Source organism: Lysinibacillus sp. UBA5994 (genome assembly GCF_002429725.1).
GTDB classification, from domain to species: Bacteria; Bacillota; Bacilli; order Bacillales_A; family Planococcaceae; genus Lysinibacillus; species Lysinibacillus capsici.
Map to the genome: position 1 here is coordinate 468047 of NZ_DJAU01000056.1, position 21570 is coordinate 489616.

General features: G+C 37.0%; 33 protein-coding genes. 31 read left to right on the top strand and 2 right to left on the bottom strand.

The window, feature by feature from the left end; all coding sequences use genetic code 11:
- The first annotated feature begins 43 nt into the window (after nt 1–43).
- The 29 genes from B3D98_RS18690 (at nt 44) to B3D98_RS18830 (ending at nt 19504) form a co-directional block, all read left to right on the top strand.
- Nucleotides 44–664, top strand: coding sequence for a hypothetical protein (locus B3D98_RS18690; protein WP_288585134.1), 621 nt, complete (start codon nt 44–46; stop codon nt 662–664).
- 57 nt (nt 665–721) lie between these two features.
- Complete coding sequence (locus B3D98_RS18695; RefSeq protein WP_288585137.1) at nt 722–1801, top strand: DUF2213 domain-containing protein; 1080 nt, start codon at nt 722–724, stop codon at nt 1799–1801.
- A 26-nt stretch (nt 1802–1827) separates the two neighbouring features.
- Nucleotides 1828–2274, top strand: a complete 447-nt coding sequence (locus tag B3D98_RS18700; RefSeq protein ID WP_288585138.1) for a structural cement protein Gp24 — start codon at nt 1828–1830, stop codon at nt 2272–2274.
- Between the two features lie 16 nt (nt 2275–2290).
- Nucleotides 2291–3190, top strand: a complete 900-nt coding sequence (locus B3D98_RS18705) for a DUF2184 domain-containing protein (protein ID WP_288585141.1) — start codon at nt 2291–2293, stop codon at nt 3188–3190.
- Nucleotides 3190–3510 (top strand): hypothetical protein, encoded by a 321-nt coding sequence (locus B3D98_RS18710; protein WP_288585144.1) that lies wholly within the window; start codon nt 3190–3192, stop codon nt 3508–3510. Before B3D98_RS18705 ends, B3D98_RS18710 begins: the two co-directional genes overlap by 1 nt.
- Nucleotides 3511–3531: 21 nt before the next feature.
- Nucleotides 3532–3897 carry a DUF4054 domain-containing protein gene (locus B3D98_RS18715; protein WP_288585147.1) on the top strand — a complete coding sequence of 122 codons (366 nt, stop codon included), beginning with the start codon at nt 3532–3534 and terminating at the stop codon, nt 3895–3897.
- Nucleotides 3898–4362 (top strand): hypothetical protein, encoded by a 465-nt coding sequence (locus B3D98_RS18720; RefSeq protein WP_288585149.1) that lies wholly within the window; start codon nt 3898–3900, stop codon nt 4360–4362.
- Nucleotides 4362–4703 (top strand): hypothetical protein, encoded by a 342-nt coding sequence (locus tag B3D98_RS18725; RefSeq protein ID WP_288585152.1) that lies wholly within the window; start codon nt 4362–4364, stop codon nt 4701–4703. Before B3D98_RS18720 ends, B3D98_RS18725 begins: the two co-directional genes overlap by 1 nt.
- Nucleotides 4700–5182, top strand: coding sequence for a phage neck terminator protein (locus tag B3D98_RS18730; protein ID WP_288585154.1), 483 nt, complete (start codon nt 4700–4702; stop codon nt 5180–5182). Before B3D98_RS18725 ends, B3D98_RS18730 begins: the two co-directional genes overlap by 4 nt.
- 4 nt (nt 5183–5186) lie before the next feature.
- The gene (locus B3D98_RS18735; RefSeq protein WP_288585157.1) at nt 5187–6209 is read left to right on the top strand and encodes a DUF3383 family protein; all 1023 of its coding nucleotides are present in this window, start codon (nt 5187–5189) and stop codon (nt 6207–6209) included.
- Nucleotides 6210–6221: 12 nt separating this feature from the next.
- Nucleotides 6222–6614: a phage structural protein gene (locus B3D98_RS18740; protein ID WP_288585160.1), complete on the top strand. Its 393-nt coding sequence runs from the start codon at nt 6222–6224 to the stop codon at nt 6612–6614.
- A 5-nt stretch (nt 6615–6619) separates the two neighbouring features.
- Nucleotides 6620–6886 carry a hypothetical protein gene (locus B3D98_RS18745; RefSeq protein WP_066037360.1) on the top strand — a complete coding sequence of 89 codons (267 nt, stop codon included), beginning with the start codon at nt 6620–6622 and terminating at the stop codon, nt 6884–6886.
- A 183-nt stretch (nt 6887–7069) separates the two neighbouring features.
- The gene (locus B3D98_RS18750; protein ID WP_288585163.1) at nt 7070–9112 is read left to right on the top strand and encodes a phage tail protein; all 2043 of its coding nucleotides are present in this window, start codon (nt 7070–7072) and stop codon (nt 9110–9112) included.
- Nucleotides 9113–9123: 11 nt separating this feature from the next.
- The gene (locus tag B3D98_RS18755) at nt 9124–9645 is read left to right on the top strand and encodes a phage baseplate protein (protein ID WP_066037362.1); all 522 of its coding nucleotides are present in this window, start codon (nt 9124–9126) and stop codon (nt 9643–9645) included.
- Nucleotides 9645–9965: a phage baseplate plug family protein gene (locus B3D98_RS18760; protein ID WP_288585167.1), complete on the top strand. Its 321-nt coding sequence runs from the start codon at nt 9645–9647 to the stop codon at nt 9963–9965. The genes B3D98_RS18755 and B3D98_RS18760 overlap by 1 nt, the downstream gene beginning before the upstream one ends.
- 7 nt (nt 9966–9972) lie before the next feature.
- Nucleotides 9973–10797, top strand: a complete 825-nt coding sequence (locus tag B3D98_RS18765) for a phage protein (RefSeq protein WP_158651950.1) — start codon at nt 9973–9975, stop codon at nt 10795–10797.
- Nucleotides 10794–11333 (top strand): Gp138 family membrane-puncturing spike protein, encoded by a 540-nt coding sequence (locus B3D98_RS18770; protein ID WP_288585170.1) that lies wholly within the window; start codon nt 10794–10796, stop codon nt 11331–11333. Before B3D98_RS18765 ends, B3D98_RS18770 begins: the two co-directional genes overlap by 4 nt.
- A 12-nt stretch (nt 11334–11345) precedes the next feature.
- Nucleotides 11346–11702: a hypothetical protein gene (locus B3D98_RS18775; RefSeq protein WP_288585172.1), complete on the top strand. Its 357-nt coding sequence runs from the start codon at nt 11346–11348 to the stop codon at nt 11700–11702.
- The gene (locus B3D98_RS18780) at nt 11680–12855 is read left to right on the top strand and encodes a baseplate J/gp47 family protein (protein WP_288585174.1); all 1176 of its coding nucleotides are present in this window, start codon (nt 11680–11682) and stop codon (nt 12853–12855) included. Before B3D98_RS18775 ends, B3D98_RS18780 begins: the two co-directional genes overlap by 23 nt.
- Complete coding sequence (locus B3D98_RS18785) at nt 12848–13516, top strand: hypothetical protein (RefSeq protein WP_288585176.1); 669 nt, start codon at nt 12848–12850, stop codon at nt 13514–13516. The genes B3D98_RS18780 and B3D98_RS18785 overlap by 8 nt, the downstream gene beginning before the upstream one ends.
- Entirely contained in the window at nt 13513–13821 is a 309-nt protein-coding gene (locus B3D98_RS18790) for a hypothetical protein (protein WP_288585178.1), read from the top strand. The genes B3D98_RS18785 and B3D98_RS18790 overlap by 4 nt, the downstream gene beginning before the upstream one ends.
- Nucleotides 13814–14413 carry a hypothetical protein gene (locus B3D98_RS18795; protein ID WP_288585181.1) on the top strand — a complete coding sequence of 200 codons (600 nt, stop codon included), beginning with the start codon at nt 13814–13816 and terminating at the stop codon, nt 14411–14413. The genes B3D98_RS18790 and B3D98_RS18795 overlap by 8 nt, the downstream gene beginning before the upstream one ends.
- Before the next feature lie 2 nt (nt 14414–14415).
- Entirely contained in the window at nt 14416–16977 is a 2562-nt protein-coding gene (locus B3D98_RS18800; protein ID WP_288585184.1) for a sialidase family protein, read from the top strand.
- A complete protein-coding gene (locus B3D98_RS18805) occupies nt 16977–17192 on the top strand; it encodes an XkdW family protein (protein ID WP_288585186.1) in 216 nt (71 codons plus the stop codon). Before B3D98_RS18800 ends, B3D98_RS18805 begins: the two co-directional genes overlap by 1 nt.
- On the top strand, nt 17189–17347 hold the full coding sequence (locus B3D98_RS18810) for an XkdX family protein (protein ID WP_414674077.1): 159 nt from the start codon (nt 17189–17191) through the stop codon (nt 17345–17347). Before B3D98_RS18805 ends, B3D98_RS18810 begins: the two co-directional genes overlap by 4 nt.
- 73 nt (nt 17348–17420) lie before the next feature.
- Nucleotides 17421–18158 carry a hypothetical protein gene (locus B3D98_RS18815; RefSeq protein WP_288585188.1) on the top strand — a complete coding sequence of 246 codons (738 nt, stop codon included), beginning with the start codon at nt 17421–17423 and terminating at the stop codon, nt 18156–18158.
- 93 nt (nt 18159–18251) lie between these two features.
- Nucleotides 18252–18497 carry a hemolysin XhlA family protein gene (locus B3D98_RS18820; protein ID WP_288585191.1) on the top strand — a complete coding sequence of 82 codons (246 nt, stop codon included), beginning with the start codon at nt 18252–18254 and terminating at the stop codon, nt 18495–18497.
- A 12-nt stretch (nt 18498–18509) separates the two neighbouring features.
- Nucleotides 18510–18776, top strand: a complete 267-nt coding sequence (locus B3D98_RS18825) for a phage holin family protein (protein WP_288585193.1) — start codon at nt 18510–18512, stop codon at nt 18774–18776.
- The gene (locus tag B3D98_RS18830) at nt 18773–19504 is read left to right on the top strand and encodes an N-acetylmuramoyl-L-alanine amidase (protein ID WP_288585196.1); all 732 of its coding nucleotides are present in this window, start codon (nt 18773–18775) and stop codon (nt 19502–19504) included. The genes B3D98_RS18825 and B3D98_RS18830 overlap by 4 nt, the downstream gene beginning before the upstream one ends.
- Nucleotides 19505–19522: 18 nt before the next feature.
- Here B3D98_RS18830 and B3D98_RS18835 read toward each other — a convergent pair whose 3' ends face one another.
- Both B3D98_RS18835 and B3D98_RS18840 read right to left on the bottom strand, forming a co-directional pair.
- Nucleotides 19523–19726 (bottom strand): hypothetical protein, encoded by a 204-nt coding sequence (locus B3D98_RS18835; protein WP_288585199.1) that lies wholly within the window; start codon nt 19724–19726, stop codon nt 19523–19525.
- 231 nt (nt 19727–19957) lie between these two features.
- A complete protein-coding gene (locus B3D98_RS18840; RefSeq protein ID WP_158651961.1) occupies nt 19958–20107 on the bottom strand; it encodes a hypothetical protein in 150 nt (49 codons plus the stop codon).
- Nucleotides 20108–20245: 138 nt separating this feature from the next.
- On the opposite strand from B3D98_RS18840, the gene B3D98_RS18845 reads away from it, so the two are divergent.
- Both B3D98_RS18845 and B3D98_RS18850 read left to right on the top strand, forming a co-directional pair.
- Nucleotides 20246–20467, top strand: a complete 222-nt coding sequence (locus B3D98_RS18845) for a hypothetical protein (RefSeq protein WP_288585203.1) — start codon at nt 20246–20248, stop codon at nt 20465–20467.
- 655 nt (nt 20468–21122) lie between these two features.
- Nucleotides 21123–21570: aconitase family protein (locus tag B3D98_RS18850; RefSeq protein ID WP_288585206.1), on the top strand; the 448-nt coding region annotated here is incomplete at its 3' end.

Genomic DNA, 21570 nt, shown 5'->3' on the forward strand with positions numbered 1-21570 from the left:
TAATATTAGTGCTGTATAATTACCCTCAAAAAGGAGGGGTATTTTGTTTCTAAAACCAAAAACAGTAAATGATCTATCTTACGAAGAGACAGTTGATAAAATAGTATATCTAAACAACTATGTAAAAGAGTTTTGGAGTTCAGCGGATGGATGGGCACCTGATTCAGCTGCAAATTTATTAAATAAATCACGTTTGGATTGGTTGTATTCATTGAGTCACTCACTCTATAAATGGAAAGACGACCCTTATGAACAATCCTATAATGGGGACTTAATATTAGCATGGGTTAACTTAGGAGCTCTTACAGAAGGAGCAATGAAATTATTTTTGTCTGTTTATCACAATGATTATCTTGCTGATGAAGATAAAATAAAACAAAGAGGAAAAGATATAGACCCTGATGTAGCTGCGTTTGATGGATTACGAAGATACTTATTAAAAGTTCTTTGGAGAAATGATGAGAATCATAAATCAAATGTATGGTTAAAGTTAATTCAGCAAAGAAGAAACACTATTCATGCATATCAGGATAAAGAAATCGATGATTTTATAGATTTTAGAATACAAGTTAGAAATTATTTACAATTTCTGATTGATATTGTAGGAAGATTACCCATTCCTGATGAAATTTTCGGCCCTGATTTATCTCTAGGATATAAGTAGATTGACACTAAGATCAGTAGAATTACTGATCTTTTTTATTGGAAAGGAGGTGAAACATTGAAACTACAAAGATATGACTCAACTTATATTAAAGACTACACTGAAACAACAGAAGGGTATTTAACGGTACGTGTGCCGATTACTCGTCCTGGTGTTTTTCCTTATGCACGGCAGGATGGTACTATCCAAATGGAAGCGAAGTTGCCTGATGAAATATTTAGTGATCGTACAATGCATTCAGCCTGCTCCAAACCCATTACAGATGAACATCCGAATGAACCGGTGACTTTGGATAATTATCAGGCTTATGCCAAGGGGATGAGTCATACAGACGCTCACGTGGAGGACTTGAAGCTTTATGTATCTATGACAATCACCGATAAGGATCTTATTAAAAAGGTTTATAACGGTAAAAGAGAAATCAGCATCGGATTTATGAGTGATGTTGTGGCAGAAGCGGGTACATATAATGGTCAACCATATGAGTATGTACAGCGAAACATTGAAATTAATCACATTGCTATTGTAGAGCAAGGGCGAGCTGGTCCAGAGGTAGCCATCCGCGCAGACAGTGACGCATGGCAAATTGATTCAGATGAAGGAGGAAAAAATAAAATGGCAAAAATTAAAATTGAGGGTTCAGAGTATGAAGTGGATCCAGCAGTAAAAGCATACATCGATGCTCTAAAAGCGAAAGAAGAAACAGCTAAAGTCAAGGGTGATAGCATGGACGCGTTACAAGGGCGTTATGATGCGTTGGAAGTAAAGCTGCAAAATGTTGAAACAGAACTTGCTAAAGAGAAGGCAAAGCAAGTATCAGCAGATGAATTGGACAAGCAGGTAGAAACACGTGTGCAACTCATTAGCACAACAAAGCCGCTTCTTGGCGATTCTTTCGACTTTACAGGAAAAACGGAACGTGAAATTAAAGAAGCGGTTATTTCAACAACTAAAGAGGATTTTAAAGGCGATGGGAAGTCAGATGACTATATCAACGCCTTTTTTGATGCAACTATTGAGCAAGTCGCTTCACATGGATTTTCGTCTACCGGTGCTAATTCCATTATTACGGGTGATTCAAGACAAAATATAGATGTAAATGCAATGCGTGCACAGCGTTTAAACATGCGTTCTTAATTACTAATTAAAAGGAGGGCTATTCCATGGCCATTACAGAATATGGACAGTACATGCCACTAGCTGGCAGTCCAGGACAATTAGCAAACTATCAAGAGTATGCAGCAGACAGCTATCCAGCAAAAGAAATTATTCCATTTGGTGCGGCCGTTCAATTAGCCGCAGATGGGACAGGGGTTGTGCCAGTTAAAACGGATGGCAATCCGATTGGCATTGCTTTATCACTTGGTATCCATGATTACACGACCAATGCTGATGACCAAAAATATTTAGTCGGCCAACCAGTGCCTATTGTTAAACGTGGCAATATCTTTGTTGTAGCGGGTGGCGATGTTACAAATGGCGTTGCTGTACAAGTGGATGCAACGACAGGCAAGTTTGTTGCAAGTGGTGGAATCAATTTTTCTCGTGCTGTATTTCGAGGAAATGCTACTGCTGATTCATTAGTTCAAATTGAAATTAATTTACCTTAAAGGAGGAACATAATTTATGTCACAATTCCGTGAAGATGCACTACTACGCCCACAAGATTTAGAGGCAGTAGACAAGAAAATTTATGAGCCAAAAAAAGAAGAGTTAAAGGCTCGTACCATTTTAAACGTCAAAACCGACGTACCTGCAGGTGCTGAAACTTATTCGTATGATGTCATGACGCGATCAGGAGCGGCTAAAATTTTAGCACCAGGAGCAACAGACATCCCACTTGTTGATGCTGATTTAAAACGTCATACAGTCAATATTTATTCCATTGCTACAGCCTTCAATCTATCTGTACAAGAAATTCGTAATGCACAAATGGCACGTCGTCCTGTTGAGGTGACAAAAGCTGATACGGCACGCAAAGCCATTGCAGAAAAGGAAAATAAACTCGTTTGGATGGGTGACAAGGACCATAATATTTTAGGTGTGGTTAATGCCACTGGCATTCAAGTTCTCGCGGTGCCAAACAATGAAGCGGGTACATCAACAAAATGGAAAGACAAAAAAGGTGTCGAAATTGTAGAGGACATCAAAAAGGCGAAGAACTTAGTTAATAAGTTACCTGGTCATGAAGCAGATACATTTTTAGTAGCTGCAGAACAATATGAACATTTAGAAAAAGTCTACAATGAACATACGATGCAAACGTGCTTACAGTACATTCAGTCACAAAATTGGTTCAAACGTGTTGATTATACATCTGATCTTAATGAACAAGGCACAGGTGGGACAGATTGCTTTTTAGTATTTGATTCCTCACCCGATGTTGTTGAAATGCTTGTATCGATGGATATTACACGTCATCCACAAGAATACAAGTTCCCGAATTATAAGATTCCGCTTGAAGAACGCTGTGGCGGTGCAATTGTTCGCTATCCAATGGCTATTGTGCGTGGGGAGGGTATCTAATGTTAGTACACAACAAAGGTAATTACACACGTATTGCAAATGATGTAAAGGTTATTCCAGGAACAAATACATTACCAGAAGCAGAATATACGGCTTTTATTACACATCCAATCATAAAAAGTTTGATTAAAAGTGGTGAAATTGTGATGCCAGAAGGACAAAATACCGCTTCTCTCAAGGATTTAGACGCAGATGAAGCAATTAAACTTGTAAAAGATACGTTTTCTATCGAATTTTTAGAGAAATTTAAAGAGGATGAGAAACGTAAAACAGTTCTAGCAGCTATTGATACTCAAATTGCTGAAATCCAAGGGGATTAATATGAAAGTGAGGTATGGATCATGCCTGCTTTAACAACAATTGAACGTGTGCGCTTACTAGGAACCGAATTTGAGGCTATTACTGATATGCGGTTGGAGTTATATATTGAGGATGCTTCATTGGAAGTGTCCTCTTTAGGCGTTCCAGAGGCACATCATGAGCGTCTTACACGTTATTTAGCTGCACATTTAGCTATTTTATCTGCGGAGCCAAAACAAGCTATTATTCGTGAAAAAGTAGATGTTATTGAGCGCCAATACAGTGATCCAAACAAAAATATTGGGCTATTGGCTTCTAAATACGGTCAAGAATACCAAAGAATTTTAGAAGATTTAGCTGAGCTAGAAAATAAGCCAAAAAAACACTTGAATTTGATGGTGATATAAATGGGAGTCCGTATTATTAGCCGGAATAACTATATTCCACGTGTGATTCAGTCATTGAAGGATTTGAAAAAGTATGATATCGAAGTAGGGATTTTCGGTAGTTCGGGCGCTGAATATGTCATGATCGCAGGAGTACAAGAATTTGGTATTACTATCCGTAAAGAAAGAGGTTCTATTGTAATTCCTGAACGTTCTTTTTTGAGGTCTACTTTCGATGATAAGAATAACGATTGGTTCAAGTTTATGAGAAAACAAATGGAACATGTTATAAATGGTCGGATAAACGCTCAAATGTTATGTGAACGTCTTGGTGCCAAAATGGTAGGTGACATTCAGGAAAAACTAACGGATATAAACAGCCCACCAAATGCACCTGCTACAATTGCAAAAAAAGGGTCTAGCAACCCTTTGATTGATACAGGGGGGTTGCGTCAAAGGATCACATACAAGGTGGTGAGACGTTAATGCCTGAAAAAATGTTGTTTGGTTCTGTCATCCAATCGCAAGGGGTGCCTTTTATTGCCCATATGCAAGGCGAAGGTGACTATGTTGACGGAGAATGGGTTACTGGGCAAGAAACACCTAAGGAAATGACAGGGATTATTTTACCTCTCAGCAATGATGATTTAAAGTATGCGGAAAACGGCACATATACAGTGAAAGAAAAGAAATTACTAACCATAGATCAAATACCAGAAGGTACAAAGGTAGAGTACAATGCGCAAAAATACACTCTTCAAGCTTTTAAAGACTATTCTGTATATACTGACGTCAATATATATTTGCTAAGGTGGCGAGAAAAGTGAATTTAATTAAATTAATTCGCAAACAGCTCTTGGACGACACTGATTTAACGATTATAAGGGCAGATCAAACAGGTGATATACCAAAATTACCTTATGCCACTTATAAAGTAATAGGTGACCGCAAAGGTGTAGGGCAAGAAGATGTATCCCACTTTAATAAGCCTGATTCCTTATCAGAAACCAGAATACAAGAACGCAATGCAACTATTTCTTTTAACACTTATGGAACTTCGCATGATAACGCTTTTGAAGTGGCTACTCAACTTCGGAAGTGGTTTGAGTGGCGAGGTTCTTTATTTTTAGATGAGATTAATGTTGCAATAGTAAATCTAACTGATGTAACAAACCGTACTACCTTTTTGTTAGATTCCTATGATGAAAAGTGGGGATTTGATGTAATCATTCGTTATCTTGATATTGAAGAACACGATATAGATTACTTCGACAAAGTGGAAGTAGAAATGAAACTAGGAAGGTGATTAAATGCGCTATGTTGATGTGCAAATTTCAAGAGAGACAAAGCCGATTTCTGAAAAAGGTTTTGGATTACCTTTATTATTAGCGACTAGTAAAGCTATAGATTACAAGGAATATACAGGGATAGAAAGTGTAGCAGAGGATTTTGAAGAAACAACAAATGAATATAAATTACTATCTCGTATGTTTGGTCAAAATCCAAGGCCAGCGGAAATTGCTGTTTTTGGTGTTTCTTATGATTCAGCAACGGCAGAGCCAACTGCCTTAATATCATCTCTAAACGAATTAATTAAAACACATAACGACTTCTATTATGTTGTAAGTCCAGAGCAAGGAGATGAGGAAATCACTGCTTTAGCTGAATGGACTAATACTAAAGATAAAATTTATGGTGCTACAACGTCTAATGTTGAGCTAGCTGAAAAGTTAAGAGGATTATATGATAATGCATTCCTTGTAGTTCATGATCAACCTGATACGTATGTAGCTGAAGGGCTAATTGGCGTATGTGCTCCTAAGAAAATTGGCGCTTATACATGGACCTTCAAAAATGTGCAAGGTGTGCCAGCTGTAAAGTATGACAACACAATGATTAATCGTGTTCATGCTGCTAATGCATCTACCTACATCAATGAAGCAGGGTTGTTATTGAACTCAAAAGGGGTAGCAACTAGTGGCGAATATATTGATGTTATTCAAGCAACACACTATCTAAAAGCACGTATAGCTGAAAGTGTTTTTAGATTACTTGCGTTAAGAGACAAAGTACCAGGTACTGATACTGGTATAGGGCTAGCAGTTGCTGAGGTAGAGGGCGTACTTTCATCTACTGTGGAAAATACAACAACCGGTGAAGGTATTATTGCACGTGATGATGCAGGAAATCCGATGTATACAATAACTTTCCCAAGAAGAAAAGATATTCCAAAGAACACCTTAGCACAACGTATTTTGCCCGATATTCAATGGACGGCCACTATATCAGGAGCATTCGAAAAAGTGCAAATACGTGGTGTATTAACGGTTTAAGGAGGGGTTTAAATGCCTGAAACATTTAATTTTAAAGATACAGTTGCGATTGTTGGAGGAATTATTCTGACTGGGTTTATGGATGGTACGCCAATTGAAGCTGAAAAAAACGAGGATACATTTAGTCAACATGTAGGTGCTGATGGATCTGTTACTTACAACGAATCAGCAGACGAAACAGGTACTTTCACATTTACATTAAAACAAGATTCTAGCGTAGTTCCTATGCTAGATGATCTATTAAAATCAAAAGAATCTTTTAATGTGTCACTCAATGATGCAAAACGTAAGAAACGTGTGAACGGTATGGATTGCCGTTTTGCAAAAAACCCAAACTTTTCTCGTGGAGCAGAAGTTGAAGGCGTCGAATACACAATTTTAGCAGCGCAATATAAGGAGGATTAATTCAAATGGCTTTTACACCAAAAACAAAAGAATTTACGTCAACAGCAGGTAATGATTACACATTCCAAAACGTCCCTAATTCGAAGCAAGCTGAAATTATGGATGAGGGTACAGGATTACATGGGAAAGTTCTAAACTCAAGAATGATGCCACTTATGTTAAAGCATGTGGTAGTTATTCCAAATGAATTAAACATGGATGATTTTGAAACATGGGAGGAGTTAGAGGAGGTCACTAACGCAGCCTTTAACTTTCTTCGAACAGGAAAGTAATAAAATAAAAAATCTTTCAGGGATGCAAAGCATCCCTTCTTTTTATGAAAAAGCAGCAGGCGAAAAATGGTGGAAATACGTAATTGGGTATCACTACAAAATTGATCCACATTCTGTGGAAGGTTGGGATAACGATACTATTTTAGAAACACTCGCATCCTTAAAAATGTTAGGGGTGATCAAATGAGTAGTGCTATGCGTGACATGTTTGTAGGCATATATTTCCGCGATGAAGCAACAACAACCCTACAACACTTAAATCAGGTCATGGATAATATTGAGGATGAAATAGTTAGTGTTGGCCAAGGATTAACACATACAGCACAAGGTTTTAACCATTTCGGTCAAACAGGCCTTACAGCTTCACAACACGTTGCAAATGGATTAAATAATGCTGAAACAGAGGCTGGAGAATTAAATCAAGAAGTACAACATGTTAGCAAAACATTAAATGGTTTTAAATCAATGATGCGTGGTCTTGTAGGGATTGTTGCAGGTGTTTTTGCTGTTAATAAGGTTAAAGAGTTTGGATTAAGTGCTATTGAAGCAGCCGCAGGTTTCCAAGCAATGGATGCGCAATTTGAGCAAGTTTTCTCGGATGCACAACAACATGCATCTGAGGGTCTGAATAAAATTGCAAAAGATACTGGGATGCTACCAGAAAGGCTTAAAGGTAGTTTCACTCAAATAGCAGCGTTTGCCAAAACAACTGGAGCGGACACTGCAGATGCTTTGTCTTTAACAGAGCGAGCGACTTTGGCTGCTGCCGATAGTGCTGCATTTTATGACCGATCTATTGAAGAAGTAATTGAAAATATGCAATCATTTTTAAAAGGGAACTTCGAAAATGATGCGGCATTAGGTATTTCAGCAACAGAAACTACACGTAATGCTAAAGCAAATGAACTGTATGGTAAATCATTCACTAAATTAAGCGAATCCCAAAAGCAACTAACTTTAATGGCCATGGTTGAGGATGGTAACAAATTGTCAGGGGCGATGGGACAAGCATCACGTGAAGCAGATGCTTATGAAAACCAATTAGGGAATTTAAAGCAATCTTGGACGAATTTAAAAGGGAAAATTGGTGGCCCACTCTTACAACCATTTGTTGATGGTATGGCTTCTACGTCACAGTGGATCGAAAACCTAGATACTGATAAGTTAGTCAGTAAAATAGATCGAGTAGTTTCTTTTGTGGGTACAGCTAAAGATACTTTCATGTCATTGGTTAATGGTTCAGGTAATGTATCCAATTTATGGCAAAAATTTGGTCTACCTAAAGAGACTAGTGATAATATCGCTTCATTTGCAGACACAATGAGTAGTACAGTGGCTGTGGGAATTGACGTTGCAAGTGTTGCCTTCGATGGTTTTAAAACTGGAGTTAGTTGGCTTATACAAAATAAAGAATTAGTAATAGCTGCCACAGCGGGTATTGCGGGTGGTTTTGCTGTAATGAAAACAATCTCATTTGTAAAAACAGCATTAGATTTATTTAAAGCCAGTACAATTGCCTCTACTTTTGCTACCCAAGGCTTTAACGCAGCTTTGAGAGCTAATCCAATAGGAATGGTTGTGACCGCCGTCGGTCTACTAATTTCTGGAGGGATACTGTTATACCAAAATTGGGAGACCGTTAAAACAAAAGCTATACAACTATGGCAAGTGATTGATAACAACCCTATACTATCCTTTTTAGCAGGACCTATAAAAGGGTTAATATCGGCAGGTATTACCATTTACAAAAACTGGGATACTATTACCAATAATTTTAACAACTTCAAAAACGCTATTACAAATTTCAAATTGCCAAAATGGGTTTCTTCTATCGGAAGCACAATAGGTAAAGCTGCTGGAGCAGTAGGGAATTTTATTAGTGGTTCCCATGCGACTGGGCTAGAACGTGTACCTTATGACGGATATGTAGCGGAACTTCATAAAGATGAATCAGTTTTGACAGCAAATCAATCGAATATGCTACGTAGAGCAGGGATATTAAGTCAAGGTAGTTCGGGTACACCTGAATTGAATCTTTATAATAATCAAGGTTCAGCTACAGGAATACCTCAAGCTATTAATACTGACAGTGGCAACAAAACTAATACTAGTGGTGGTGGAAATCAATTTATCTTCAATATTTCAGGAGTTAATGCCATCGATATTGGCAGAGAAGTACGCAAAATAATCAGCGATATTCTTGATACAGAAATGCAAACAACGTAGGGGGGCATGTAATGCCATATATTAAGGATGTTTTAATTGATGTTATTACGAAGGTATCTATGCCAGAATCTTCAACAGCTACGGAGCATGCACTTGAAGATGGTGAGCAGATAACAGACCATGTGAAAAGCAACCCTACAACAATTTCATTGACGGGTGTAATTCTTGATGGTACTGAAGCAAAAGTCTTGAAGTTACGTCAATACCGAGAAAAAGGTGTTATTTTTGATTTTGATTACATGACATCATTAAAACATGTAATCATTACTGATTTTAACCGCGATTATGAAGCCAAAATTAAAGACGGCTATGCTTTCACAATGACTCTGAAACAAATAAAAGTCGCTAAAGTCGGTAAGTTCGTAAGTGTTTCTATCCCAGTTAAAAAACAAACAAAACCTGTAACAAAAAAAGGGCGTCAGCAGACGAAAAAGACACCTACTACAACAACAAAATCCAATAAAGAGAAATATACAACACCACCTAAGAGTTCATCAAGTGGTGGTTGGGCAGCAATGGAGGGGCGTAAGTAATGGATGAATATATTGACATTGATAAAAATGAGATACCTTATTCCTTTGAAATAGAGTTAGCTGGTGAAGTATTTGAAATTGAAATCAACTACAATCAAACACATGATTTTTTCACTGTGGATCTATTCAAGGATGATGGTGTTTTGGTTATTGGAGAAAAACTAATCCTTAATCGCCCTTTGTTCAGAAACCATGTCAACATAGACTTGCCAAAAGTACAAATAATTCCTAAAGACCGAGCTAATTCAGTTACTCGTATTACCTACGATAATCTGAACGAGACGGTCTTTTTGTATGTGGTAGGTGAATCAGATGAGTAATTTATATATGCGTAAAACTACATTTTTAGTGGGTGGCAGAGAAATTACAGATCCATTAACTATTAAATTTAGTGTTCCTTTTGGTGATAACGAAAAAGTTGATACAATTGATATCCAAGTTTACAACCTTAAAGATGAAACCATTAATTCTATTTCTACTAATCAAGCAGCTATTTTAAGTGCTGGTTACATTGATGATAATGGAGTGATTTTTAGTGGCTCACTAAAGAAAAAAGAAACGAAGTGGGAAGGGCTAGATAAAATCACAACATTCAAATGCATTGATTGTAGTTTGGACTATACAAACGGTGTTGTAAAACGGACATACGGACGAAATACCCATGCATCACTTATATTGCGAGAATTGGCTCGAGATGCAGGTCTTGCGATTGGTGATATAGATTTACCAATCGACTTTATTTATCGTTCTGGCAAAACTCTTAATGGAAAGATTAAGTTTCAAATTGCTGAAATTGCGAAAGATTGTAAGGCAAAACAGTATGTAAATAAAAATCGACTTTATGTACGTGATCGAGCTAAAGGTGACAAAATAGGGCTGGATATATCGAAAGAAACTGGCTTGATTGATGAACCGGAGGAAGTCGAAGAGGAAGTAAAGGATGAGAAAAAGTCTAAATCCAAGAGTCCAAAGAAGAAAAAGTTAAAAGGCTACAAAATTAAGTTGTTGTTAAATCATAAAATCACAACAGATGTCATTATTAAACTTACATCTAGAAAAGTTAGTGGAGTATTCCGTGTATCAAAAGGTGAGCATAAGGGGGATACGTCTGGAACAGAGTACTATACGGTATGTGAGGTGGTGCCAGTATGACGAAAACATCAATGACACAATTCGTGAGTGAAAACATTGAGGAAAATTTGATGAATATGAATACATGCCTAATATGCGAAGTACTTGAAGTAGACATGAATTTGTATAAAGCTGATGTTCTTCCTAAAAATGATCCAGAAGCAACGCCAATTTTAGATGTGCCTATAGCATTTCATCAAACAGACCAATTTACTATTCAAATTCCATACAAAAAAGGAGACAAAGTGCTCGTTGTATGCTCACAAGCTGATATTGATCCAATTATGTTTGGTGGAGGAGAAGCTTCTAGTCGCTCATTTAGTGCTAACGACGCGCTAATAATAGGTGGCCTGAATCTTTTTAACACACCGATACAAAATGAACATCCTAATGACGTAGTAATTGGTACGAAAGATTTCTCTACCAAAATAGTTATAAATGAAGTTGGAGAAATAAGTATAAAATCTTCTAAGTTTAAAGTCGAAGCTGATGATATAGAGTTTGTTGGTGGTACTATCACTGCTAATGGTGAAGATTTAACTACTGATTTAGTGTAATGGGGGGATTCCATGCATACTCTTAAATATAACGATAATGGGGATTGGGTTCTAAACGAGCTTGTATATGGTGATGACCAGTTAATTCAAAACTATAAGCAATTATTACGAACTCGAGTAACAGAATGGATGTTTGATGATTACCATGGCTTTAGACGAGATGTAATCGAAAAAAAACTACCGAATAAAAAGGAAATTGTACAAGCTATGCACGATTGCTTGTATCAAGAACCTCGAACAGCAGAGGTACTTAGTGTGGAATATGAATTTAATCGTATTAAAAGGTTTTTATCTATTAACTTTAGAGTTCGTACTACAAATGGCAAGGAGATAGGAGGGGAAGCAGTTGTTAACCAAATATGGGTTTAAAAGAATGCGTACAGCAGATTACTTACCGATAATTCAAGAGTTAGCAAGAGAATTGTTTGGTGAGGATGCTGACCTATCAGACCGTACTCCTTTAGGAAAATTTATTTATCTGATGGCACAGCAAAAAGCTGAAGATAATGAGGAACTCGAACAAGTTTATAATGCTCGCTTTGTTGATACTTCAGAAGGAGCATCATTAGATGCTAATGTTAAACGTGTAATTACTCGCAAACGGTGGACTAAAGCAACTGGTGAGGTCATCGTCAATTTAGACAAAGGCGCAAAGATTAATATAGGTGATTTATTTCGAACAAAGTACAATGTGTATTTTAAAGCTTTAGAGGCCATAGATGCAATTGAAGATGGAAGCTACCGTGTAAGTGTAGAGGCCCTCGAATATGGCGCTATAGGTAATGTAGAACCTAATGATATTTCTATTATTGTAAATCCTCAATCAGGCATCAATTCGGTAACGAATCAAGATGCTTTTTTTAATGGTCAAGATGAAGAAATGGACGAAAAATTACAAGATCGTTATTACGAATCATTGGGAAAGCTAGGCTCTAGGCGTGTTGAATCTATTGAAGCGAATGTACTTGATGACGTTGAAGGAGTACGTGCTGCTGTTGTGATTGAAAATGACACAAATGTTGAAGATGCAGATGGTCGGCCTCCAAATTCGTTCGAAACGGTGGTATTAGGTGGCCTAGATGAAGACATTGCAATGGCTATATTCCGTAAAAAGGGCGGAGGAATTCGTGCATATGGATCAACTGTTTTTACTTATACAGACAACAGAGGTATTGTGCATGAAATAGGTTTTACACGTGCCTCAACCGTCAGTGTATATGTAAGGGTATATATCAAAAAAAATAACCAATTCCCAATAAACGGTGAAGATTTAGCCGTTGCTAATATTGTTAAATATATTGGCGGAACATACAACGATGAACTTTATCCTGGTGTAGGCATGAGTAAAGATGTTGTTTGTACGAAAGCAGAAGCTCGCATTTTATCAATTGATGGAGTCGATGATGTACGAGTAGAGTTTTCAACAGATGGAGTTACTTTTGAACCGCATAATGTAACCATTGCATTTCCTGAAGTTGCAGAAACTGATGAGAGTAAAATTGAGGTGATGAACCTTGTCTAATCAACGATTGCAGACATTACTTGATCGGATGCCTCGTCAATATGCAAGGGATGAGGATAGTAATAACTATAAACTCCTAAAGATGATTGCATCAAATAGTGTTGAAAACTTAGCTATACAACAGACCATTTTAAAGTATTGGGATGTAGATCAAGCTGAGGGGTACGGATTAGATAGACTTGGGAAAGATGAGGGTATTTCTCGTGGTAGTTGGGACGATGAGGAGTATCGCAAAATGATAAAAATACAGTGTCTCCTCAATCTATCTGAGGGAGATATTGAAACAATGAATAAAATCATGGACGCCTATATGGGTCATGATTTTATTGGCTTTGAGGAAGGTTGGCGAGAGTTTGAGCCAGCTACATTGTTACTTAATGTACGTACATCTGCTAAAACAATTCCTGATTCCTTAATCAAGAAAATTAAGGTTGCTGGTGTTGGAATTTATATTTTTTTAAATGAATTAAATGAATTTTTGATACTTCACGGTGGCACCTATTCATGGCAAATAAACCATAAAATTTGTGGGCGTTTTAAAACAGCAAGAACTCATGGTGCACTTGGAAATGAAGTATTAATTGTTTCAAATAATGCTTATGGTTTCATTATGAACAATCGAGTTTGTGGCAGATTTAGAGCAGGAGGTGTGAGGAGTTGAACGAAATACAGCCTTTGATGATAGATTTAACTCAACAATTTTTAAGTAACCTTGTTGTAGGTGCAAAGATAACGATTGATGGAGTCGTTTATGACAAAGGAATCTATCATACTAGCACAAAGTATGGACTAAGAAAGTATGTGAAATTAACTCTGGAACAAGGCTTGGTTACACGTGCTGCTTTAGTAGATAGTTATGGGCGTGAATTGTATGTAAAAACAATGAACTATCAAAAAGGTTCACAGGGATATGTTATCGCATTTCCTCTACAACTCGAGGTGAAGGAAGTGAAAGTAAGTGAGTAAACTAATGAATGGTGAGATACCTTTAAATTTCAAAAAGAATCCCTATGAGCGTACCCAATGGCATGATGATATTAAAGATCCAGTCACAGGCGAAATTATAGATGATGGAACACCGTTCATGTCAGAGTTTGCAAATAACTTTGAGTGGGGAATTTATAATGCATATCGGTTTTTAATTGAAATGTATCGTCAGATGGAGCGTATGCGCGTTCAGTTAGAACTTGATGGTCGTGTGCCTGGCAACAGTGGAACTTTTGCTGATGTTTTTGATGGCAGCTCAAACAAAATAAGCTTGGATAAAGCCTTAACGGACATTATTGAGGCTGTTGAAATAGGCACAACTACTTTAAAAGTGGCTAGTATGGATGGTTTTACACCATTTACACAAGTCACTATTTTTGATGATGAACACATTGAGGACGTTGTGATCACTGAGGTAGGAACAAACACTATCAAGGTGCAAGCTTTGAAAAATGCGTACAAAAAAGGGGCTAAAGTGGCTCGTAGTAATGTAGCAATTGACACTGTGAATGCTGAAATGGGCGTAGGAGATTGGCAGACATATAGCGTTGAGTTAGTGGAGGTGGTTTAAGAATGGCACAGTTTTATTACGATAAATTTAATACGATAACCAATTATACTTATTCTCAAGGCCCGTGGAGCAGTGAAGCTGGTTGGACGCCAATGACATTTTGGGATTTGTATAGAAACTATACATTCTATAGCCAGAACGGGAGTTATGGTGTATCTAATCAGATAGGGTACAGCGTACCACTTAATATAGGTGATGTAGCCTATAGAATAAGTGGTTCTACTTTACAACGTTTTACTATCTACGCGCAAAACGAAGGTAACTTATCAGGGGCATCACATAATGTAACGATAGCAGAAAAAAAGGCGAGTGAGGTCACGTCAGTACCGAGTTACAACAAAGGGTCGCTAGTGCAATCTAACATCGTGGCCGAGAATGGCACATATCCCGCCAACGGACGTCATACAGATGGTTATTGGTACGTTAGAGGCGCTGAAGTGGTTGGTGAGCCTGGAACGATAACGACGTCCGCAATCACATACGAAAACACAGGCGGCAGAAAAGTCACACGACTAAGCAACGGGTGGCTTGTTATGGTTGCAGCAAATAAATCTGTAGGTACAGTGTATTGGCATGTATCTAAAGACGGCGGTACTACGTGGTCTGAATTATGCTATAACAATGGCAATTGGGCCGCGCACTTTGCGATAGCTAGTTATGGTACAAAAGTGTATACAGCCGTGGCGACTAGTGGTGGCCTGACTGGGGTCGTGAAATTTGATGCCGCAACTGTTAGTAACGCAGTACAACCCGTTGTAGTCCTCACACCATCAGGGCAGACAGGCGTCAATTCGATGGCAATTGCTACAGACCCATTAAACGGTGCAATCCACCTACTGTGGGTAGCTAAAACAACGACGTATCCGAACTCGTGGAATTTACGTTATACCAAGAGTACCAATGGCGGTAGTACGTGGGACGGTGCTGCAAATACAACCCAATTGAACGCAAGCACAACTAACTACTCATACGTTGATCTGGTAGTAAGAAATGGTGTGCCGATTGCATTAAGTCAACATTACAATCAGTCAATCGGCACTTATACTATATATTCCCATGTTATCAATAGCAGTAATGGTTCATCTGTAAATTACGAAGTGTTTGCTCACAGTTTACCGCTAGGCAAACTATCGTTAGCAGTAGACAAAAACGGGGTTTTACATGCCGTTTGTAGCGTCTACACAAGCGCTAGCAATTCGACATACAACGTGGTATACAGTCGTAGTGTTGACGCGGGCGTTACTTGGGGCGGAACTAAATATCTAACCAATTCCGTAGGTGGTAAACATAGCCACGATGCTACTATTTCGGTAGACGCCTCTAATAAACTTGTAGTTGTAATGTCTACAAGCGCCCTCATACAAAGTGATGGTTATAACGACATTGCAAGTTTTTACAGTAGTAACGGCGGTGATAGTTGGACACAAGGTGAATTTGTCGCCACATCTAGTATAGACAACCTAACAGTGCCTTTCGTAGTTTATGACCCTACGTTTTCGGTAACATTGCAAAACCCGCCCGCCACACTATATATACAAAACATCAGTGGAGCTTCTAATGCACCTCGTCCGATGTTTAGAGGGACATTAAGTATCAACAAAGCGCCATCGGTTACCCTAATATCACCTTCTGACAATCAGACATTGTATGAAAACGACACAATCAACCTCTCAGGCGATGCCTACGATGCAGATAAAGATCAAGCGGTAACGGTGTACTATCAGATTGACAGCGAGCAAAGAAAAGTCTTAGCAACCAATGTCAGTCAAACACAAATTTCATTGTCAAAGCAGCTCACGTTTAAAGATGGCAAGTTGTATGATGGTGAAACGGTACTTACTGGAACACTTACTGAAGGTGTAGCACACACTTTAAAAGTTTGGGCAGTCGATAGTGAGAATGGACAATCAGCAACTATTGAACGCACGTTTTATATCGTGCCTAACCGAGCGCCATTACTAGCTATAGATGCTATTTTGCCAAGCGGAATTATCAATACTGATAAATTTAAAATCAGTGGTACAGCATCGGATCAGGACGCTAATTCGAGTGTTAAAGTAAACTATCGCATTAATGCAGCGAATCCGATTGAAATTTATACTGGTACAGGTGGGGCTTGGGAGTTTGATTTGTCACTGTCACAACTAATAGTCGGTGAAAATACCATCATTATCGAAGTCATTGATAACTATGGGGCTAAGACAAGCAAGACCATCAAACTCAATAAAAATGCAGTCAAAACGCCTATTTTGCAATCTGTAGCGAGGTATAAAATTTCCCCTCCTAAAGGTTCAGCAAGAGGCGTTTTAATATGGGTTCAACGTGACGAGGAATTGGATTTAAAAGTTGAATTGTCAATGACATTGATTGGCGAGCAGGAGCAATATGTATTACTTGAAGCAGACCCAGACAAGATAGTACCGGTTACTGATGGGATTGTGGAAGATGAATATTACCATGAAACAGTAGAACCAAAGGACAATATCATTCTTAAATTAACCACAACTAGACCCAACATAAGTATTGACAATAAAGTTTATTTAATTATGGGGGTGGTTGAATAATGCAAAGACGTAGAAGATTACCTGATGGCTCATGGGGTCCGCTTGAAAAAGTGGGTTCAATACCTACTACAGAAGATCAAGTAATGTCTTTAGGTGAACAACTGGCACAAGAAAAAATGAAAAATATACAAAAAGACCTCCTGATTAATAATCTAGGTTCACAGTTAACACAGCTAAAACTTGATGTCATTACAATGAAAGGTCGTGGAGAATGATGGAATTTTGGCAAATCGCTTTTATGTTCAAGTGGGTGACTGCTGAACAACTAAAAATTGCAGTAAAAACTGAGGCTAACCCTTATGGTGAGATTACTCCTAAACAATACAAAGAAATTACAGGACAAAATTTTGAGACTCAAGCAAAAGCATAGCTTTATAATTATTGTCTAACAAAGGAGGAAAACATTACCTTTTGTCGAAGAAGAAAGAAAGGAGGGATTTTTTATGGATTTAGCTGGGACGATTGAATTTTTTACTAAATACCAACCTGTCTTTTATTTAATAGGTTTTACTATTCTTAGTTTTTCTATATTAATAGACAATTTATATGTTACTCAATTAGAAAGAAAATTAATGACACCTAAACAAATATTCATGTATTACTTCTCACAAGTTTTTTTAATGTCAATATTCACAATTGTTGGGGCATTTTTATTAAGTTTAGGGGAAATAGTAAAAGTTTTTAAAGAAATTGACAATCAGTTTATGATGTATATAACCATTGTCATTGTATTTTTGTTAGTAATGGTAATTCATTCGCTCATGATATTTGTTGTTTGGGTGATAACTTTTTTAACCGCTGTCAATTATAAATATTCAATAATATTAGAAGACGGAACGTCGTGGAGTATAATTAGAATGAATAAGAATAATTATTTGTTAGTTGAAAAAGACAACTTGCAAAAATTTATTGTAGAACCATTTAATTATAATTATGAAAAAGAAGTAAGCATTAGCGAAAAGAAAAAAAGTATCTTTATAAAGATCACAACCAATAAAAGAATCGTAAGATATTTTTTCATAATCTCTGCTATATTAATCATACTTTCTTTCTTTTTTATTAAATTATTAATTGGATTGGCATTCTTTTTAATTGGACTGGGTATTTTGTTAATCATTACCTCCTTGAAGTACAACAGTGAGGAATATGTTAGACAACAAAGTGTTACGAACACAGATTAAGGCATTTGATTTACTAATAACTGTCTAAATCTCAAAGGAATTTTAGGATACGCTGCCGCGTGTCTTTTTTATTATGTGGAAGGAAGGTTTCTTATGGGAGAGGAATTAGTCAGAAATATTTATGAACGACTCGGAGGTATTGAGGCGAAAATTGATGATATTAGAGATATTCGTCAAACAGCAGATAATGCTAAAGACATAGCTGAGGAAGCGTTAGCTAGTACGAAGAGTGCTCATCATCGATTAAATAAAATCGATAAAATCATTTGGTGGGTTTCAACTACTATTATTGGCTCAGTAATCTTAGGATTGTTAGCGCTTGTTATCAAAACAAACTAGGGGGATTATAATATGGATTTTTTATATGATTTCATCATCGAGCAGGCGCTAATTGTAGTGCCTGTTTTATTAGTTATTGGACAGGTTTTAAAGAACACACCAAGAATGCGAGACTGGCTGATTCCGTACATTTTATTGGTGTTGGGAGTTGCATTTACAATTGGCATTATGGGCATCAATATTCAAGCTATCGTACAAGGTGTGCTAGTAAGTGGGGCTGCTGTATTTGCTAATCAGTTATATAAACAATACTCAGGTAAAGAGAGTGATGAGAAATGATAAAACCACAAGAAATAGAATTTCATGTAGGCCACTATGGTGATGGAACTGGAGCACGCGGTTTTGTTGATGAAGTACAATATGCTCGTAAATTTATTAAACGAATATATGACATTTGCATTGCTAATGGTGTGCCAGCGACGTATTACGAAGATAAAATTTCAAAAAATCAAACACAAAATATCAACAACTTAATTGCACATCATAATGCAGATACAAACGGATTTATTGTATCTGGCCATCTTAATGCTGGTAGTGCATTAACTGATCAAGGGATTGGTGTTGAGGTACTTTACTATGATCAGCTGGCTATTGCAAAACAAGTAGTGGATGGTATTTGTAACGTTAGTGAAATGAAAAATAGAGGCGCTAAAAAACGTACTGATTTAGGTGTTCTAGCACGCACTTATGAACCTGCTATATTAATTGAGTTTGGTTTTGTTACTAGTAAAAAAGATGTTGAATTGATGGATAAACACTTCGAAGCTATTTGCCAAGCTGTAGCAACAGTACTGGCTGCACATATTGGATATACCATAAAAAAGGAGGAAGTACCAGTGGCACAGACTACAGAAGCTAAAGTTATATTTAATGATTGCAAAACCATTCCTGCCATTATTAAAGACGATAGGACTTACGTACAAGTCCGTGAGATTGCTGATTTGTTAGGTCTTAAACTCGTATATAATAACGAGAGCAAAACAACCAAATTATACAAAGTAAAATGATAAATAAAACCAAGACAGCTACATGCCGTCTTGGTCTGTTTCTAACTCATTTAAAATTTGTTTACGTTCTAAAATTAATTCCATAAATTCATCCAAATCTTCTTCTAAAGCGTGGTTTTTTATAAAGCTGCGTGCTCTTGATCGTGCACTAATGTATTTTGCACGCTCTTTATTCTTCTCCTGCCATCGTTTATTAGCCTCAGTCTGTGAATTTTTCTCCATTTTAACCCTTCCTTTTTTTGAAATATACTATGACATTTAATATCACTAAGATTAAACAAAGTGAGTAAATGACAATCATAGATACATCGAAGAAGCCTGGTTGTTTCCAATTCACCATATTAATCAAAGCGTAAATAGCGAATGCAAATGCGGCTACATATCCGATATTTTTCATAATGATGAGGATATGATAAGATTAAGGGGAAGGAGGGGCTAACCTCCTTCGCTTGACTATTTGCGACGTTTCTTCTTGGTAGAGGGGCGTCGCTTTTTATTTTGCTTACCTGTTCGCATGTCTTGAATATTTTTTGCTGAGCCTGTCAGCAAATTAATTACTGTAGCGACTGCGACTAGATAAGCTAAAACCTTATCATAATCCACTTTGTTCACCTCCTTTCCATACTTTAATTATACTAGTACTAGTATATGTAGTCAACACAATATTTCATTTATTTTCCTGTAAATTAGGAAGGGATTTAACTTAATATGTAGAAATATCTGTAAAAAGGGGTGTGGATTATGAATTACGATATAATAGTACCAGTAAAATTTTTATTCAAACGCAAGCCTGACAATGTACCAATTATAGGTTTATCAAGCTTACATTTAACACACGGTGAACATGAAGCACTAACAGACGATGTTGCTCTAAACCTTTTAAGAGCACAGGGTTACAACGTAATCAGATTGATCCAAAGAGATGAAAATATTATAAGTATTAACTTCAAAGAAAGGTTTTAAAGGCTGTCAAATATGATAGCCTATAATAAAAACACCAACAAAGAAAAAGAGCCCAGACACATGGATCGTGATGAATTTGATTTAGAAGAAATTTCAAAATCATAACTGAAGCAGTGAGAGAAAGCAAACAAAAATCTTTAGAATCTACAAACGAGATGAACCAAGAGAAGGTACCATAATAAAAATGTATTAATAATAGTAGAAAATTGTTTGTATAGTAAAAATCAAAATAAAAATGCCACAGATTGTTGCAAAGAAATACTATTAACTTTAAAGGAATTTATATATCGTTCTTTCCTTATAAAATAGTACCTGTCCAAACCTTCTTTATCTACATTTTTACGAACTGGGGCACCATTTTAAAAAAGTTACAGGTGCCCCAGCAAGTGCCCCAAAAAGTACCCCAGTTAAATACATTTAGATAGGCTTCGTTAGACAGGTATAGAAACCTTCATTAATACAAAACCTTGATATTATGCACATCAAAAAATTAAAAACATCAGGATAGAAACCAAGGTCATAAGTTATGCTTATCAAAAAAGATAATATTAATGTAATTTACTTATGAATATAAATGCGCTATCATGGGTATTGGAGAAAAGATGCTACACATTTTTAAAGCCTTTTCAAAAAGATATATTAGGGGGATCCGCAAATGGCACAAGGTAATTTACACAACAGCCGTGCATCATTCGAAGTGAATGGTAAAACTTACAATTACTATGACTTAGCTGCGATTGAAAAAGCTGGCGTTGCAAAAGTTTCAAACCTTCCTTACTCAATTAAAGTATTATTAGAATCTGTTTTACGTCAATATGATGCGTATGTAATTAAAGAAGAACACGTAAACGAATTAGCAAAATGGGGTAACGGTGCTGACCCAGAGGCAGAAGTACCATTCAAACCTTCTCGTGTTGTATTACAAGACTTTACTGGTGTACCAGTAGTTGTTGACCTTGCATCTCTTCGTTCTGCAATGAAAGAAATGGGCGGCGACCCAAGCAAAATCAACCCTGCTATTCCAGTTGACCTTGTAATTGACCACTCAGTACAAGTTGACAAATATGGTAATGCATCTGCATTACAAGCAAACATGGACCTAG

What these genes read in the sequence shown, in the direction of transcription:
- B3D98_RS18700 (WP_288585138.1), top strand. Translation starts at nt 1,828, where the DNA reads ATGGCCATTACAGAATATGGACAGTACATGCCACTAGCTGGCAGTCCA.
- B3D98_RS18705 (WP_288585141.1), top strand. Translation starts at nt 2,291, where the DNA reads ATGTCACAATTCCGTGAAGATGCACTACTACGCCCACAAGATTTAGAG.
- B3D98_RS18710 (WP_288585144.1), top strand. Translation starts at nt 3,190, where the DNA reads ATGTTAGTACACAACAAAGGTAATTACACACGTATTGCAAATGATGTA.
- B3D98_RS18715 (WP_288585147.1), top strand. Translation starts at nt 3,532, where the DNA reads ATGCCTGCTTTAACAACAATTGAACGTGTGCGCTTACTAGGAACCGAA.
- B3D98_RS18720 (WP_288585149.1), top strand. Translation starts at nt 3,898, where the DNA reads ATGGGAGTCCGTATTATTAGCCGGAATAACTATATTCCACGTGTGATT.
- B3D98_RS18725 (WP_288585152.1), top strand. Translation starts at nt 4,362, where the DNA reads ATGCCTGAAAAAATGTTGTTTGGTTCTGTCATCCAATCGCAAGGGGTG.
- B3D98_RS18735 (WP_288585157.1), top strand. Translation starts at nt 5,187, where the DNA reads ATGCGCTATGTTGATGTGCAAATTTCAAGAGAGACAAAGCCGATTTCT.
- B3D98_RS18740 (WP_288585160.1), top strand. Translation starts at nt 6,222, where the DNA reads ATGCCTGAAACATTTAATTTTAAAGATACAGTTGCGATTGTTGGAGGA.
- B3D98_RS18745 (WP_066037360.1), top strand. Translation starts at nt 6,620, where the DNA reads ATGGCTTTTACACCAAAAACAAAAGAATTTACGTCAACAGCAGGTAAT.
- B3D98_RS18750 (WP_288585163.1), top strand. Translation starts at nt 7,070, where the DNA reads ATGAGTAGTGCTATGCGTGACATGTTTGTAGGCATATATTTCCGCGAT.
- B3D98_RS18755 (WP_066037362.1), top strand. Translation starts at nt 9,124, where the DNA reads ATGCCATATATTAAGGATGTTTTAATTGATGTTATTACGAAGGTATCT.
- B3D98_RS18760 (WP_288585167.1), top strand. Translation starts at nt 9,645, where the DNA reads ATGGATGAATATATTGACATTGATAAAAATGAGATACCTTATTCCTTT.
- B3D98_RS18765 (WP_158651950.1), top strand. Translation starts at nt 9,973, where the DNA reads ATGCGTAAAACTACATTTTTAGTGGGTGGCAGAGAAATTACAGATCCA.
- B3D98_RS18770 (WP_288585170.1), top strand. Translation starts at nt 10,794, where the DNA reads ATGACGAAAACATCAATGACACAATTCGTGAGTGAAAACATTGAGGAA.
- B3D98_RS18775 (WP_288585172.1), top strand. Translation starts at nt 11,346, where the DNA reads ATGCATACTCTTAAATATAACGATAATGGGGATTGGGTTCTAAACGAG.
- B3D98_RS18800 (WP_288585184.1), top strand. Translation starts at nt 14,416, where the DNA reads ATGGCACAGTTTTATTACGATAAATTTAATACGATAACCAATTATACT.
- B3D98_RS18805 (WP_288585186.1), top strand. Translation starts at nt 16,977, where the DNA reads ATGCAAAGACGTAGAAGATTACCTGATGGCTCATGGGGTCCGCTTGAA.
- B3D98_RS18810 (WP_414674077.1), top strand. Translation starts at nt 17,189, where the DNA reads ATGATGGAATTTTGGCAAATCGCTTTTATGTTCAAGTGGGTGACTGCT.
- B3D98_RS18815 (WP_288585188.1), top strand. Translation starts at nt 17,421, where the DNA reads ATGGATTTAGCTGGGACGATTGAATTTTTTACTAAATACCAACCTGTC.
- B3D98_RS18820 (WP_288585191.1), top strand. Translation starts at nt 18,252, where the DNA reads ATGGGAGAGGAATTAGTCAGAAATATTTATGAACGACTCGGAGGTATT.
- B3D98_RS18825 (WP_288585193.1), top strand. Translation starts at nt 18,510, where the DNA reads ATGGATTTTTTATATGATTTCATCATCGAGCAGGCGCTAATTGTAGTG.
- B3D98_RS18830 (WP_288585196.1), top strand. Translation starts at nt 18,773, where the DNA reads ATGATAAAACCACAAGAAATAGAATTTCATGTAGGCCACTATGGTGAT.
- B3D98_RS18835 (WP_288585199.1), bottom strand. Translation starts at nt 19,726, where the DNA reads ATGGAGAAAAATTCACAGACTGAGGCTAATAAACGATGGCAGGAGAAG.
- B3D98_RS18845 (WP_288585203.1), top strand. Translation starts at nt 20,246, where the DNA reads ATGAATTACGATATAATAGTACCAGTAAAATTTTTATTCAAACGCAAG.